Source organism: Sphingomonas sp. PSPC2-2, from assembly GCF_049897725.1.
Taxonomy (GTDB): domain Bacteria; phylum Pseudomonadota; class Alphaproteobacteria; order Sphingomonadales; family Sphingomonadaceae; genus Sphingomonas.
The window spans coordinates 103403-118072 of sequence record NZ_JAFCWU010000004.1 but is presented as its reverse complement, the minus strand read 5'-3'; the positions used below and the strand labels follow the sequence as shown (position 1 = coordinate 118072).

The 14670-nt window shown below is 65.2% G+C and carries 14 protein-coding genes; 7 read left to right on the top strand and 7 right to left on the bottom strand.

Annotated features, from left to right (window positions below; translation table 11 throughout):
- The first annotated feature begins 74 nt into the window (after positions 1-74).
- Entirely contained in the window at positions 75-704 is a 630-nt protein-coding gene (locus tag ACP7BY_RS08955) for a response regulator transcription factor (protein WP_033967447.1), read from the top strand.
- Between the two features lie 56 nt (positions 705-760).
- Here the strand turns inward: ACP7BY_RS08955 and ACP7BY_RS08950 are convergent, their stop codons facing one another.
- From ACP7BY_RS08950 to ACP7BY_RS08935, 4 genes are read right to left on the bottom strand one after another with little or no spacing between them, the layout of a single operon-like run.
- Positions 761-2302 (bottom strand): DHA2 family efflux MFS transporter permease subunit, encoded by a 1542-nt coding sequence (locus ACP7BY_RS08950; protein WP_033967448.1) that lies wholly within the window; start codon positions 2300-2302, stop codon positions 761-763.
- Entirely contained in the window at positions 2299-3555 is a 1257-nt protein-coding gene (locus ACP7BY_RS08945) for an efflux RND transporter periplasmic adaptor subunit (RefSeq protein WP_137902377.1), read from the bottom strand. Before ACP7BY_RS08945 ends, ACP7BY_RS08950 begins: the two co-directional genes overlap by 4 nt.
- Positions 3552-4982: an efflux transporter outer membrane subunit gene (locus ACP7BY_RS08940; protein WP_137902378.1), complete on the bottom strand. Its 1431-nt coding sequence runs from the start codon at positions 4980-4982 to the stop codon at positions 3552-3554. The genes ACP7BY_RS08945 and ACP7BY_RS08940 overlap by 4 nt, the downstream gene beginning before the upstream one ends.
- Positions 4979-5461, bottom strand: a complete 483-nt coding sequence (locus ACP7BY_RS08935; RefSeq protein ID WP_033967449.1) for a MarR family winged helix-turn-helix transcriptional regulator — start codon at positions 5459-5461, stop codon at positions 4979-4981. The genes ACP7BY_RS08940 and ACP7BY_RS08935 overlap by 4 nt, the downstream gene beginning before the upstream one ends.
- Positions 5462-5893: 432 nt before the next feature.
- Between ACP7BY_RS08935 and ACP7BY_RS08930 the strand changes: the two genes are divergently transcribed.
- From ACP7BY_RS08930 to ACP7BY_RS08915, 4 genes are all read left to right on the top strand, one after another.
- Positions 5894-7087 carry an MFS transporter gene (locus ACP7BY_RS08930; RefSeq protein ID WP_033967450.1) on the top strand — a complete coding sequence of 398 codons (1194 nt, stop codon included), beginning with the start codon at positions 5894-5896 and terminating at the stop codon, positions 7085-7087.
- 227 nt (positions 7088-7314) lie between these two features.
- On the top strand, positions 7315-8223 hold the full coding sequence (locus ACP7BY_RS08925) for a fatty acid desaturase (protein WP_052192579.1): 909 nt from the start codon (positions 7315-7317) through the stop codon (positions 8221-8223).
- Positions 8220-9029 (top strand): phosphate/phosphite/phosphonate ABC transporter substrate-binding protein, encoded by an 810-nt coding sequence (locus tag ACP7BY_RS08920; RefSeq protein ID WP_052192580.1) that lies wholly within the window; start codon positions 8220-8222, stop codon positions 9027-9029. The genes ACP7BY_RS08925 and ACP7BY_RS08920 overlap by 4 nt, the downstream gene beginning before the upstream one ends.
- 15 nt (positions 9030-9044) lie before the next feature.
- Positions 9045-10244 (top strand): dipeptidase, encoded by a 1200-nt coding sequence (locus tag ACP7BY_RS08915; protein ID WP_137902379.1) that lies wholly within the window; start codon positions 9045-9047, stop codon positions 10242-10244.
- Between the two features lie 132 nt (positions 10245-10376).
- Here the strand turns inward: ACP7BY_RS08915 and ACP7BY_RS08910 are convergent, their stop codons facing one another.
- Together ACP7BY_RS08910 and ACP7BY_RS08905 are read right to left on the bottom strand one after the other, a co-directional pair.
- Positions 10377-11390 (bottom strand): LLM class flavin-dependent oxidoreductase, encoded by a 1014-nt coding sequence (locus tag ACP7BY_RS08910; protein ID WP_033967451.1) that lies wholly within the window; start codon positions 11388-11390, stop codon positions 10377-10379.
- Positions 11390-12298 (bottom strand): ATP-grasp domain-containing protein, encoded by a 909-nt coding sequence (locus ACP7BY_RS08905; protein WP_033967452.1) that lies wholly within the window; start codon positions 12296-12298, stop codon positions 11390-11392. Before ACP7BY_RS08905 ends, ACP7BY_RS08910 begins: the two co-directional genes overlap by 1 nt.
- Between ACP7BY_RS08905 and ACP7BY_RS08900 the strand changes: the two genes are divergently transcribed.
- On the top strand, positions 12297-12500 hold the full coding sequence (locus tag ACP7BY_RS08900) for a hypothetical protein (RefSeq protein WP_126848451.1): 204 nt from the start codon (positions 12297-12299) through the stop codon (positions 12498-12500). The two genes, ACP7BY_RS08905 and ACP7BY_RS08900, sit on opposite strands and share 2 nt — an antisense overlap.
- 223 nt (positions 12501-12723) lie before the next feature.
- On the top strand, positions 12724-13893 hold the full coding sequence (gene ssuD, locus ACP7BY_RS08895) for an FMNH2-dependent alkanesulfonate monooxygenase (RefSeq protein ID WP_137902380.1): 1170 nt from the start codon (positions 12724-12726) through the stop codon (positions 13891-13893).
- 21 nt (positions 13894-13914) lie between these two features.
- On the opposite strand, the gene ACP7BY_RS08890 is transcribed toward ssuD, so the two are convergent.
- On the bottom strand, positions 13915-14670 hold the full coding sequence (locus ACP7BY_RS08890) for an ABC transporter ATP-binding protein (protein ID WP_033963441.1): 756 nt from the start codon (positions 14668-14670) through the stop codon (positions 13915-13917).

The following is a 14670-nucleotide window of genomic DNA, read 5'->3' as shown; positions in this document are numbered from 1 at the left end:
GTGGGCGAGCGCGTGGCGAAGTTGTGCGCGAGTTCCGCCTAGTGTCTGCAATTTCGACAGGGCATAGCACGGTTGTGACGGATATATCGCCCATCAGAGTTCTGGTCGCGGACGACCATTCGTTTCTCCGCGAGGGCATTCGCGCGGTTATCGAGACCCAGCCCGGCCTCGTTGTCGTGGCGGAAGCGTCGAACGGATATGAGGCGATCAACCAATATCGCGAGCATCTTCCCGACGTCGTTCTCATGGATCTACAGATGCCCAAGTTGAACGGCGTCGATGCCATTGCCGGAATTCGCCAGGAATGGCCGGACGCACGGATTGTGGTTCTCACCACCAGTGCGGGCGACGCCCAGGCGCTTCGCGCGTTGCGCGCAGGCGCGGCTGGCTACCTGCTCAAAAACAGCCTTCGCAACGAACTGATCGATACGATCAAGTCCGTTCGGCGCGGTGGAAAACATCTGGACCCGCAGGTTGCGGCGGGGATGTCGCTCCAAGTCGCTGGAGACGCTCTGAGTGAAAGGGAGACCACCGTGCTGTCGCTGGCCGCGAACGGCAACTCCAATCGCCAGATCGCCAACCGGCTAGGGCTCACCGAAGTGACGGTAAAAAGCTATATGAAAACGATCTTTTTGAAGCTCTCCGCTTCGGACAGGACCCACGCCGTCACGATCGCGGCAAAACGCGGCATTATCGAACTTTAAATCGGCGGAGCCGAACGGGAGCGCATATCCGGTTCGCGCGCCCGGTCGGTGCCGTATTAATCCGCCGCCACGACATGCGTGCTCGGTGCCGGACGTCGCGTCATCCAGATCACGCCGATCATAACCAGCGCCATCCAGCCACAGATCCAGAACAATTCCAGCGAGGAGAGCAGGTAGGACTGGTTGACGATTTGGCGCATCACCGAGCCAGCCGCCTGCTGCTGGGTCATGCCGGCGGCTTGCAACTGATCGGTGATGTGCCGGTACGTCGGCGAATAGTCGGTACCGACCTCGGTCAGCCGAGTCTGATGGAGCGCTTCGCGGCGATCCCAATAGGTGGTGATGATCGACGCCGCGAAACTGCCCGCAGTGATACGCGCAAAGTTGGAAATTCCGCTCGCCGACGGCACGCGCTCGCCCGGCAATCCGTCGAACGACAGCGTGACCAACGGCACGAAGAACATGCTCATCGCCAGCCCCTGCAATAGCAGCGGGAACATAAGCGTCCAGAAGCTCGCATCGGGGGTATATTGCGAACGCAGGAAATAGGATCCCGCAAAAGCGAGGAACGCCATCGTCGCGAGCCAGCGCGTATCGATCTTGAGCCGCCCGACGAACGGCGTCGCGATGACCGCGACGATGCCGCTCGGTGCCGCGACAAACCCAGCCCAGGTCGCAGTGTAGCCCATCTGCTCCTGCAGCCAGAGCGGCAGCAGCAGGTTGTTGGCGAAGAACAGCGCATAGCCGAGGCACAGCGCCAGCGTTCCGAACGCGAAATTGCGCCGTCGGAACAAGCTGAGATCGACCGCCGGATTGCCATCCGTGATCTCCCAAATGACCCAGGCCACAAAGCCGACCAGCGCGCATACCGTCAGCACGACGATCAGCGGGTTGTTGAACCAGTCGCGATCCTTGCCGAGATCGAGCATCGTTTGCAGGCTGAACACCCAGAAGGCGAGCAGCATCAGCCCGACCGTGTCGATCGGCAGCTTGCGCGTCGGCGTCTCGCGGGTCGAGAGCGAGCGCCACGAGATCAGCGCGCAAACGATCCCGACGGGGACGTTGATCAAGAAGATCCAGCCCCAATGGTAATTGTCCGAAATGTACCCGCCCAGCACCGGCCCCAGCACGGGCGCGGTCAGCGTCGTCATTGACCAGATGCTGAGCGCGGTACCGCGCTTATGGGCGGGGAAGATCGCGATCAGCAGCGCCTGGCTGCCCGGGATCATCGGCCCAGACACGGCTCCCTGCAGGATGCGAAAGCCGATCAGCGAAGGCAGATCCCACGCCAGACCGCACAGGAGCGAGGCGATCGTGAACAACACGACCGAGGCGGTGAACGTGCGTACCACGCCAAAGCGCTGCATCAGCCAGCCGGTAAGGGGCACCGTGACGCCATTGGCGACCGCGAAGGAGGTGATCACCCACGTCCCGTTATCGGTCGACACGCCAAGATTGCCCGCAATCGTCGGCAGCGACACGTTGGCGATCGTGCCGTCGAGCACCTGCATGAACGTGCCGAGCGCCAGCGCCAGCGACGTGATCGCCAGCGTCGCGCCGCGCAGCGGGACCGCCCCCGCGCCGGCGGTTGCGCTCACCGGTCGCGTCCGAGATTCTGCGCGATGATCCGGCGAATCTGCGCATCGACCTCTGGACCACCGTCAAGGCTTTGCTGCACGCCCCCCGCCGGCGCCGCGCTGCCAGCGACCATCGGCCCGGACAGGTTGCTCGTCGCAACCACGGCATTGACCGAGAGCCCGATCCTGAGCGGATGCGCACGCAATTCGGCGGGATCCAGCGCGATGCGCACCGGCACACGCTGCACGATCTTGATCCAGTTGCCGGAGGCATTTTGCGGCGGCAGCAGCGAGAAAGCGTTGCCGCTGCCCGCACCGAGGCCAAGCACCTTGCCGTGGAAGATCACACCCTTGCCATACACATCGGCGGTGACCGTAACGGGCTGCCCGACCCGGAGATGCTGGAGCTGCGTCTCGCGGAAATTGGCGTCCACCCACACGCTGTCGAGCGGCACCACCGCCATCAGCGGGGTGCCCGCCGCTACGCGCTGGCCGAGCTGGACGGTGCGCTGTGCCACGATCCCCGTGACGGGCGCGACGATCTTCATATGGCTGGCGTCGATCGCCGCACGCCGCATGTCGGCGATCGCTGCCAGCACTTGTGGGTTGTTGGCGATATCGGTGCCGGCGATCGTGCTGGCGGCCTGCGCTTGCTTGGCGCGGGCCAGGGCAAGCGCCGCGCGAGCGGTCGTCACCGCATCCGCCGCATGCGCCAGTTCTTCCCCGGAGACCGCCCCATCGCGCGCGGCACCCTGGCGGCGCGTATAGTCATTCTGCGCGCGCGACAGATCGGCCTCGGCTTGCCCGATTTCGGCACCGGCTTCGTCGACTTGCGCGTAGCCCGCCCGCACCGCGCGGACGGCACGCCCGAGCGCCGCCTCGGCAGCGTCCATCTGGACAGCGGTGGTTGCAGGATCGAGATCGATCAACGGCTGACCGCGCTTGACCGACTGGGTATTGTCGGCGTGCAGCGCCAGCACCGTGCCACCGTCGCGCGCAGTGACCGCAACGACATTGCCCGCGACATAGGCATCATCGGTTGCCTCGGTCGCCGGCGCGGTGAAGACGCTGAGCGCGTATAGCGCGAGCCCGACCAGCACGATCAGCGCGAGTACGGCAAAACCGATCCGCCGCGTGCGCGAACGGCGGGCAATCGCGGGGTCGACAGGCGCGGGCGCAGGTTCGGCGGCGATCGGTTCAGGGCCAACGATCGGATCGACAGATTCGGCCGTTTCGGCCTGGCGCTTCCAGTCGGCGGGGGTCTGGTCGTTCATGAGGGCATGTCCGCATGGGCCGCAGCAAGCGGCGGGGAGGATTGAAACCCACCGCCGAGTGCGGCGATGAGCTGGATGCGATGCGTGAGGGCGTCGGACTGGAGCGAGACCAAGGCTTGCTCGGCTTCGAGCAAGCGGAAACCCGCATCGATCGTGTCGAGTTGCGACCCGAGTCCGGTGGAGACGCGGACCTGGTTGAGCCGGACCGTCTCGCGCAAGCCCGCCACAACGCGCCGCTGTTCAGCGGTGTCCTGGTCGGACGCGCGGACATGCGTCAACGCATCGGCCGAATCGCGCACCGCGCCGAGCACGGCGTCGTCATAAGCGGCAACCGCTTCGTCGAGTGCCGCCGTCGCGCCGCGATACTGCGCCTTTAGCTTGCCGCCCTCAAAGATGGGCACGTGGATCGCCGGGCCCGCGCCATAGGTGCGCGCGCCCAGATCGAAGAAGCTGCCAAGGCCAAGTGCAGCAAAACCCGCCAGCGCCTGGATGCTGACATTGGGCAGGAAGTCCGCGCGCGCCACCCGCCGTCCAGCCGCGGCGGAGTCGATCCGCGCTTGTCCGGCGAGAAGATCAGGACGCCGCCCGAGCAGATCGGCGGGGAGCGTCTCGGGCACGACCGGTGGGGTGTCGAAGGCGAGCTTGGGGCTGGCGATCTGCGGGTAGAAATCGGCCCCCCGCCCGACCAGCGCAGCGATCGCATGGACCAGCAACTCCCGCTGCGAAACCGCCCGCGTGCGCGCTTGCTCGGCCTCGGCGAGCAGCGTTTCCGCTTGCCGCAATTCGAACTGGCTGGCGAGCTTGTTGTGGATCCGCGAATTGACGAAGCCCAACGCCTGCCGCCGTGTCGCGACGAAACTGTCGGCGACGCCGATCAACCGCTCGGCCCGCGCCAGGCCGATATAGGCCTGCGCAATCGAGGTCGACACCATCAGCCGGGCTGCGGCGGCATCGAGCGCTGCGGCAGCGACATCGGCACGCGCACCGACCACCAACGCACGCTGACGCCCAAACAGATCGAGGTTCCAGTTGAGGTTCGCCTGCACCGTCGACATCGGATAGGCATTGCCCGCGTAAGGCGGCGGATACAGCGAACGTTCGGGAAAACGTTGGTAGAGCGACTGGCCGTCAACGGTGACCTGCGGCAACTGGTCGGCGCGCCGCACTCCCAGCGTCGCCTCCGCGCTTCGCGCCCGCGCCAGCGCGCGGTCGAGCGTCGGATTGGCGGCAAGCCCCATCGCGACCAGCGAGTCGAGCTGCGGGTCCTGGAACACGGTCCACCAATCGGGCGCAATCGTCGCACCTTGCGCCGAAAGACCGAGGGTAGCGGCCTGAAGCTGCGCGACCTGCGGCGCATCGTGGGGGACCGCAGCGCACGACGCAAGCAGCAGCGCGCCGAGCGACGCCAGGCCAGTTGCGCGCTTCATGCTTCGCGCTCCACCGGCGGCAGATCGCCCGCAACACGTTCGGCTGCGGCAAGCAGCTTGACCAACATCGCGACCATGTCCGCAGCTTCCTGCTGCGAATAATCGGCGACCACTTCGTTCCACGCATTGACGATAAGCGGCTGCAACGCGAACACCTTCTCGCGGCCGGCAGGCGTTACCATCAGCCGGACGACGCGGCGGTCGGCATCGCCACGATCGCGCTCGAGCAGGCTGCGTGCCTCCAGCACATCGATCAGCCGCGTCGCCGCGCCGGTCGTGATGCCCAATTCGCGCGCCAATTGCCCGGGATTGCCGACAATGCCTTCGGCCACCGTCCGCAACGCGATCCACTGCTGATAGCTCAGATCATGGTCACCAAGCTTGGATTCGACGAACGCCGACATGACCTTGTCAAGGCGACGCAGCATCCGGCCCGGTGCCCGGCTTGCGGCGCAATCGTCCACACTGAAAACGGCCATTGCTTCACCTTCATTATCTGCCCGTGCAGATATATAGCAGGAAGGGGATTACAAGGAATAAGTTGTCGCGCTGGCACAAATGCCCGCATCCCGGCTGCGGCGTGACGACGGGCGCGAGGGGAAAAACGCCTCACGGGATGGACGGTCGCGAACACCTCCAGCGCCTGGGCGCGGTCCGCCCCCATCCCGCCTTTACAACGCTATCCAAAATCTTTCGCGCCGGGCGCGCGGAATAAGTCAATGCCAGACAATCCATTTGTGCCCCGACATAGCAAGTAGAGATGTGGATATGGATGTTCGCCAACCTGGAGTATCGCGGCCGCGCGTCACCGTGCCTGGCTTCGGCCCCGTATCGCCCCCTCCGCACACCCCCCATCGCCAGCAGGGCGGCTTCGCTCGCCTGATCCCCGCACGCGTTCGAGGACTCGATCGATGAAGCTCAATCCCGGCCTCCTTGCCCTTGCCGTCGGCGCTTTCGGAATCGGCGTCACCGAATTTGCCCCCATGGGGCTTTTGCCCGTCATCGCGAATGATCTTCGCGTGTCGATACCGACCGCCGGGTTATTGATCAGCGCTTATGCATTGGGCGTGGTAATCGGCGCGCCGCTGATGACGTTGACGACGGGCCGTGTGCCACGGCGGACATTGCTGATCGCACTGGCCGGTATCTTCACCCTTGGCAATTTGCTGGCGGCAGTATCGACCGGGTACGCCATGCTGATGGCCGCACGGGTGCTGACCTCATTCAATCACGGCGCATTCTTCGGTGTCGGCTCGGTCGTCGCCGCAAGTCTCGTGCCGGCCGAGCGCCGCGCCGGAGCGGTCGCGGCGATGTTCATGGGGCTCACGATCGCCAACATCGTCGGCGTGCCGCTCGCGACCTGGGCGGGCGATCATCTCGGGTGGCGCACATCCTTCTGGGGGATTACCGCGCTGGGTGTCACGACAATGGCCGCATTGCGGCTCACCCTGCCGGTATTGCCTGCCCCCAAGGACGCCAATGCCATGGCCGAGCTACGCGTCTTGACGCGCGGACCGGTGCTTGCCGCACTTGCCCTGACCGTGGTCGGGGCGAGCGCGATGTTCACCGTCTTCACCTACATCACGCCGATCCTGCGCCAAATGACGCACGCGTCGCTCGGCTTCGTTACCGCGATGCTGGTGACGTACGGCGTGGGGCTGACCATCGGTAACTGGCTCGGCGGCCGCTTTGCCGATCGCTCGGTCGATCGGACGCTGATCGTAACGCTGGCGTCGCTGACGGTGATCCTGGTCGCTTTTGCGATGCTGATGTCGTTTGCGGTGCCGACTGCAATTCTCGTCTTTCTATGGGGCATTGCGAGCTTCGCTCTGATCCCGCCCCTGCAGATCCGGGTGATGCATGCCGCCTCGGACGCTCCCAACCTCGCCTCGGCGATGAACATCGGCGCGTTCAACCTGGGCAACGCGATCGGCGCAGCGGCGGGCGGCGGGGTCATTGCGGCCGGTATCGGCTATCCCGCCGTGGCGCTTACCGGTGCCGTTGCCTCTGCACTTGGCTTGGTCGCCGTGATCGTCAGCGTCCGGCGGGCGACGGCAACCCGTGCGCCTTTAGTGCAGACGATATCCGAGGCGGTATCGTCCTGACAATCTAGCGCGTTAACACAACCATCCGCGTAGCCCGCGCAGGCGTTGCCAATATTGCTGCGCCCGGGGTCGGTCGGAGCTTGCCGTCCACCCCTCCCCCGGCCCGACACCGGAGGGGCAGATGACAAAAGCAAAACTTGGCAAAGGCCAAGATCGGCAGCGTTGTATATCCTACTACTTTGATAGAGTTTTAGGATATACGTTCTGGAGCGGGATTTTACATCTCCATGCCAATGCCCCTTACCCCCGGAACCGTGGAGGCGCGCCACGGCTTCGACTGGCCTACCGCGTTGGTGGCGGGGACGATCTATGGTGCCTGGAGCGCCCTCACTCTCTGGCATGACGCGTTGCCATTGCCCGTTCTGTTGCTGTTGGGCGGCTGGATCGTGGCATGGCACGGCTCGCTCCAGCACGAAACGATTCACGGGCATCCGACCTCTATCCCCGCGATCAATCAGGCAATCGGCTTCGTGCCATTGAGCCTGTGGCTCCCCTATGCATGCTATCGGCGAAGCCACATCGCGCATCACGCCAGCCCCGCAATCACCGACCCGCTCGCAGACCCTGAATCGCGCTATGTCGATCGACATCGGGGCGTTGCCTGGTTGGCGGCACGGCTGCAGTCGACCTTGTTCGGACACATGCTGATCGGGCCGCCGATTGCGATCGTGCGGTTCCTGATCGACGAGGGACGCCGAGCCGCGTTGGATCCGGGCGCAGTGTTGCGCGACTGGGTGCCACATCTGGGGGCGGTCATGCTCTTGCTGGCGTGGCTCGACTGGGTCGGTCTCGGTCTTGCGAGCTATTGTGCGTGTTTCGTCTATCCCGGCATGGCGCTCACCGCGTTGCGCAGCCACGCCGAGCACCGCGCGGACCTGACCACACCCAGCCGGGCGGCAACTGTCGAGCGTGGCGGTCTTTTGGCGTTGCTTTTCCTAAACAACAATCTGCACGCAGCGCATCACGCGCGGCCCGGCCTCGCCTGGTATCGCCTGCCCGCCTATCACCGCCGGAACCGCAGCCAGCTGATCCCGCCGGGCGCGGTCGTCTATGATGGTTATGGCCAGATCCTGCGCCGCTTCGCGCTCCGTTCGCACGACGCGCCGCTCCACCCCACCCATCGCACGTCCGTATGAAGCAGCGCGTCGCCTCGCTCGGCATGTACGATCATGGGCCGCAGCAAGCCACAAACGATCGCCTGTGGAACGAGATTGCCCGCATTCTGGGCGCGCGCGGGATCAAAGGGGTACCGCGCCACCTCGATCGCAGCCGCACCGTCCAAACGCTATGGCATGATCCTGATCTGTTATTCGGCCAGATTTGCGGATTTCCGCTGATTTCCGATCCGTCGCTGAAGCTGCGCGTCCTTGCGACCCCGGTCTATGATACCCCGGCCTCCGGCCTCGGTTTGCACCGCAGCTTCCTGGTCGCCCGCCACGACGACGCGCCGACGCTCCCGGCCTATCGTGGTCGCGCCGCCGCGATCAACGGCACGGACTCCAACACCGGCATGAATCTGTTTCGCGCGATCGTCGCGCCGCTGGCCGATGGCGGCCGCTTCTTCGGCACCGTTCTCCAGACCGGATCGCATCGGGAGAGTGTCGCAGCGATCGTGCGCGGCGATGCCGACATCGCCGCCATCGACAGCGTCACCTTTGCTGCGGTGAAACGCGATAGCCCGGAGCAAATCGACGCGTTGCGTATCCTCGCCACCACTGCGGAAAGCGCCACGCCGCCCTTCGTCACGTCGCGCACCACCCCGATCGAAGCGGTCGCCGCGCTGCGCCTTGCACTCGCGCAGGTCGTCGCCGATCCCGGCCTCGCCGCTGCGCGCGACGCACTCTTCCTGCGCGATATCATCACCGGCGGCACCGAACGCTATGCGCCACTGCGCTCGCTTGAGATCGAAGCGGTGGTGGCCGGCTATCCCGAATTGCTCTGATCAAAGGATCTCTCGATGCGACACACCGTCCCGTTCCTGGCCGCCCTGCTTGCCGCCACCCCCATCGCCGCGCAGACCATCGTGTTCGATCCGCATCTCGACCTGCCCAAGACGGCCGCGACGCCGGGCTGGAACGGCCTGAACGACCCGAGTTCCCAGTTCGACCTCGCACGCGCGCAAAGCGGCGGGTTGACCGCTGCCGCAATTGCCCTGTTCGTGGCACAGGGGCCGCGCGACCCCGCGTCGCTGGCAACCGCGCAGCGCGACGCGATCGCACGCGACGCGGCAATCCACGCCATCGCCGATGGCAACCCGACGCGCGCCGCGCTGGCCCGCTCGCCCGCCGACGTTCGACGCATCGTCGCCGGGCACCGCTTCGCCGTGGTCGAGAGCCTGCTCAATGCGTGGCCGGCGGGCGACGACCTCGACGCATTCGATCGCTGGTATGCGCGCGGCGTGCGGATCGTCGGTTTCGTCCACGCCGGGCACAATCAGTTTGCGGATTCCTCGCGCCCTGCCTTGCAGTTGGGCGACAGAACGGCTGAGCATGGCGGGCTGTCGCCGCTCGGGCGGCAGGCGGTGCAGCGGCTCAACGATCTGGGCGTTCTGATCGACGTCTCGCAATTGTCGGACGCGGCGTTCGATCAGGTGCTGGCACTAAGCCGCGCACCGGTGATCGCCAGCCATTCGGACGTGCGTGCGCTTGTCGATACATCGCGCAACTTGAGCGATGCGCAGCTCGATGCGTTGAAAGCCAAGGGTGGCGTAATCGCGATCAATGCGTTCAGCGCCTATCTACATGCGCGCAGCCCGCAAACGACGGAAGCCGTCGCCAAGCTGCGCGCCGGATATGGGCTTTCCGAAAGCGGGAGCACGGTGCTCTCGCCCGAGCAGCAGGCGGACTATGACCGCCGCTACCACGAGATCGTCGGTGCCGAGCCCAGAGCGACGTTGCGCGAGTTGATCGACGCAGTGGATTATGCGGTCAAGCGCATCGGCATCGACCATGTCGCCTTGTCGTCGGACTTCAATCACGGCGGCGGCGTAACCGGATGGTCCGATGTCGGAGAGACGGCAAACGTCACTGCCGCGCTGAGACAGCGTGGCTACACCCCGGCGCAGATCGACCAGCTCTGGGGCGGCAATGTGCTGCGCGTCTGGCAAGCTGCGATCGATGCACGCAATCCTCGCTATCGGCTCGCGGCGAGCGGCTGATCCGCCGGGTCAGGGGCGATTTGCCTGCACCCGAACGTCCGATCACGCCGAAAATCTCACCGCGTTCGATCTACGGCGAGACGCCGTCCAACGCGGTGCCGGCGTTGCCGGGAAAGACGTCCATCAGTTCGATCACGGCGCCATCACCTGTGCCGCAAAGCGCTCCATTTCCTCGGCCTGCGGGCTCATCTGCAACAACAGCAAATCGAGGCCTGCCGCCTCATATTCAGCGATGCGTTCGCGCAATTGTTCGGGCGTGCCGACCAAATTGGGGCGCAGGCCGCGATTGGACACCGAATATTCCTGAATCTTCAATTCGCGCTCAAGCTGCGTGCCCGACAGCCACTGATCGAAATTGGCATAGCCGGCGGGCAGATCGGTCACCGTGGTGATCCGCTCCAACTCGCGTTTCGCCTCGGCCTCGCTATCTCGGACGATCGCATAGGCGGCCATGCCGTAGCGCATCGGTGCGCCACCGACCGCTTCGCGCCGCGCGGCCATGTCGGCGATCTTGGGCGCAATCGCAGTGACCGGATCGCCATGCATCACATAGGCATCGCACTGACGCGCGATCATCGCCTTGGCTTTCTCGCTTTCCCCACCGGCATAGACCGTTGGCCGCTTGGCGGGCTTGGGCGCGCAGATCGCGTCCCGGGTGCGGTAGAATTGCCCGTCGAAGCTGAACCGGTCCTGCGTCCACAGCCCTTCGACCACGTCGAGCCACTCGGAGGTGCGCGCATACCGATCGTCATGCTCGTCAAACTGCAGGCCATATTGCCGCGCTTCATCCGCCCACCAGGAGGAAACGACGTTCAGCGCCAGACGCCCGCCAGCAATTTGGTCAATATTTGCGGCGGCTTTGGCGAATAGCGCGGGATGGTGAAAGTTGGGACGCACCGCGACCATCAGCTCGATGCTCTGGGTAACTGCGGCGAGCGCCGCTGCGGTTGACCAGGCATCGAGCGCGGGCTGATCGATACCTTTGATATCGTTCAGATTGAGCTCGGCGATCAGCGTGAGGTCATAGCCGAGGAGTTCGGCCCGCTGGGTCAGGCGTCGGGTATAATCCCAACTCGCGTCCATGCCCTCGTCGGCGACGTTGCGCAGCCAGCCGCCGAACACCGGCGTCCAATATCCATAACGCATCAGCCTTTCGTCCCTTCGATGACCTGCACCAGATAGTCGACCAAGCGGTCGTGCGGATCCCAACCGAGGATGTCGAGCGGCTTCGCGACGAAATTGGACAGCGCATTAATATCATAAAAGCGCGGCGTGCCGTCGCGATCGTCGATCATCACCTCAATCCCGCCGACGTCGAGATCGACCGCGCGCGCGATCCGCTCCGCCGCGTCGCGCAAACCGGGGGCCGGGTCGGCCGAAACCATCGGGATCGGCGCGCCCGGAATTTGGCATGCGTCGGCCGGGCACAAATCGAACACTCCGCCCCCCGCGATATCAAGGGCATAGAGATAGCGGCGGTCCAGCGTTTCGATCCGCGTGACCGTACCATCCCGCGCGGGCACGAAATCCTGGACGAGCAGAACCCCGTCGATGCTCGTCGGCAACAATCCATCCACGATCGCCGCGCGCAATTGATCGAGCGTATCGTACCGCGCAATCCCCGCGCCCGAGCCCCCGATATTGGCCTTTACGACGAGCGGGAAAGCGAGCGAAGCGGCCGCCGCCTCGACGTCGCTGACGCGGTGAACAATGCGCGTTTCGGGAATGGCGAGCCCCAGCCCGGCGATCAGCGAAAGCTGGCGTGCCTTGGACGAATCGATTGCCAGCACATCCGGCCCGTTAACGATCCGCGCACCGGCGCGGTGCCAGTGGTCAAGCAGCGCCGCCGCATAAAAGATGGGATGTTCGTCGCTGCGCAAAAAGCTGGACATTGCGATACGGTTGAACACCACATGCCCCGGAACGCGGCGATCGCCGGGGTCGAAATGCCCATCGGGCTTGAGGGTGACATAGTCGATTCCGCGCCGATCAAGCGCGTCGAACAGCGGCGTGAACCAGGCGGGGTGTTCGTACAGCAGGGCAAGGTCTGTCATGGCAACTCTGACGGTCTCGGTTCTGAAGGCGTGGAAAAGCCGCGCCTGCCACGACCGCGACGGTACCGCCACCGATGATCGCTATCGCCCGGCCAAGCGGCGGTTTACGGTCTCACCACCTCACTCACCACGAAAGAAGCTGTTCTTGGCTGCGCTAAGGGTTTCGCTGCGTTGCAATCCCTATCCTTTTGAAGGACATTAAGCGCAAGCCTTTTCACCGGCCGCACGGAACAACGCATCCGCATGAATCGAACGTCCCTCGCGCTCCTTCCCCAGCATCAGGCGCTCTTTCGAAAGTCCGGCAATGGATTTTGCGTCTGCCGCGATGCCCGCCCCTTCCCCCCGATCCGGACCGAACCTGCACCCGAACCTAAGGGTCGGACAGTCCGCAAGCGTCCACCCTTAGTGTCGCAAGGGAGAGTTACATGATCCAAGTCGTATCGCAGCCACGCACTCCGCTTGATTTCCTGTGGTTCATCCCCTCGGGCGGCGACGCGCGCTATCTCGCCTCGCCGATCGGCGAACGCGCGCCGACGCCTGCTTATCTGCGCGAAGTGGCGGTGACCGCAGATCGGCTTGGCTTCTACGGCGTATTGATGCCGACCGGCGCGGGCTGTGCCGACGCCTGGATCACCGCCGCGTCGATCGCGCCGTTCACCGAGCGCCTGAAACTGCTGGTGGCGCTGCGCCCCGGTCTCACCGCCCCCGCCGAAGCGGTCCGCCAGGCCGCCGCGCTCGACCGACTGAGCAACGGGCGCGCCCTGCTCAACGTCGTGACCGGCGGCAGCCCGCGAATGCTGGCACAGGACGGCATCTATCTCGATCATACCGAACGCTATGAACAGACCGCCGAATTCCTCGACATCTGGCGCAAGCTGGCGCGCGGCGACACGGTCACGCAGCAAGGCAAATATCTGTCAATCACCGGCGGACAGCTCAATTTCCCGTTCGTGCAAACCCCGCACGCACCGGTGTGGTTCGGTGGATCCTCCGAGATCGCGCGGGAAATCGCCGCCGAGCATGTCGACGTCTATCTCGCCTGGGGCGAACCGCCGCAGCAACTGAAAGAAGTGATCGACGACGTCCGCGCCCGCGCCGCCAAGCGCGGGCGCACGATCCGCTTTGGCTTGCGGATCCACTTCATCGTCCGCGAAACCGATGATGCCGCCTGGGCCGCCGCGCACGATCTGATCCAGCACGTCTCCGATGCGCAGATCGAGCAGTTCCAGGCAATGCTGAGCAAGGGCTCGGACTCGGTCGGCCAGGCGCGGATGCAGGCGTTGCACAAGGGCAGCCGCGACAATCTCGAACTCGCCCCCAATTTGTGGGCCGGCATCGGGCTGGTCCGCACGGGTGCGGGCACCGCGTTGGTCGGCAGCCCCGACAGCATCGCCGAGCGCTTGCAGGAATATGCCGATATCGGGATCGATACGGTGATCGGCTCGGGCTACCCGCATATCGAGGAGGCGTACCGCGTCGCCGAGTTGCTCTTCCCCAAGCTGAACCTACCCAACCGCTCGGTTGAGGCATTGCCGCCCGTCCGCCCGCTGCTCCCCCCAATTGCGGGGCAGAGTGCCGCTGGGCGCGTTACGTGAGGGTGTAAAGCAGGGCTCCTTCTAACGCCCGAGCAAGCGATCGAGGATAAGCCCTTCAACCCGCGCGAGTTCGGCATCGCCGTGCCGACGCGGCCGCGGCACGTCGATGCGGATGTCGAGCGAGATGCGACCGCCCTCCAGCACGATCACGCGGTCGCCAAGCGCCACCGCTTCGGCGACGTCGTGCGTCACCAGCAGCGCCGAAAAGCTCTCGCTCGCCCAGACGCGTTCCAACAACCCCTGCATCTCGATCCGGGTAAGCGCATCGAGCGCGCCAAGCGGCTCGTCGAGCACCAGCAGGCGCGGTCGGCTGATGAGCGCGCGCGCCAGCGACACGCGCTGGCGCTGGCCACCCGACAGGTTGGCGGGCCAGGCATTCGCCTTGTCGGCCAGCCCGACCTCCGCCAGCCGCGCATCGATCAGGCGATCCCGCTCGGCACGGTCGGCAATGCCACGCGCACCGACGGCGACATTCTCGCGCACGCTTGCCCAGGGCAGCAGGCGCGGTTCCTGAAAGACGACGCGGGCGGCGGCGACATCGGTGTCGATCCGCCCCGCACTCGGCTTCAGCAGTCCGAGGATCGCGCGCAACAAGGTGCTTTTGCCGCACCCCGAGCGCCCGACAATCGAGATGAACTCGCCCGCCGCCAGATCGAGATCCAGCCGGTCGAGCACCCTGGTCTCGCCGAATTCGACCGTCAGGCCCCGCACCGCAACCGGCGCGCCAGTGCGCGGCCTGACGCTCGGGGCGACGACGCGGAGCTGAGGCGCACTCAT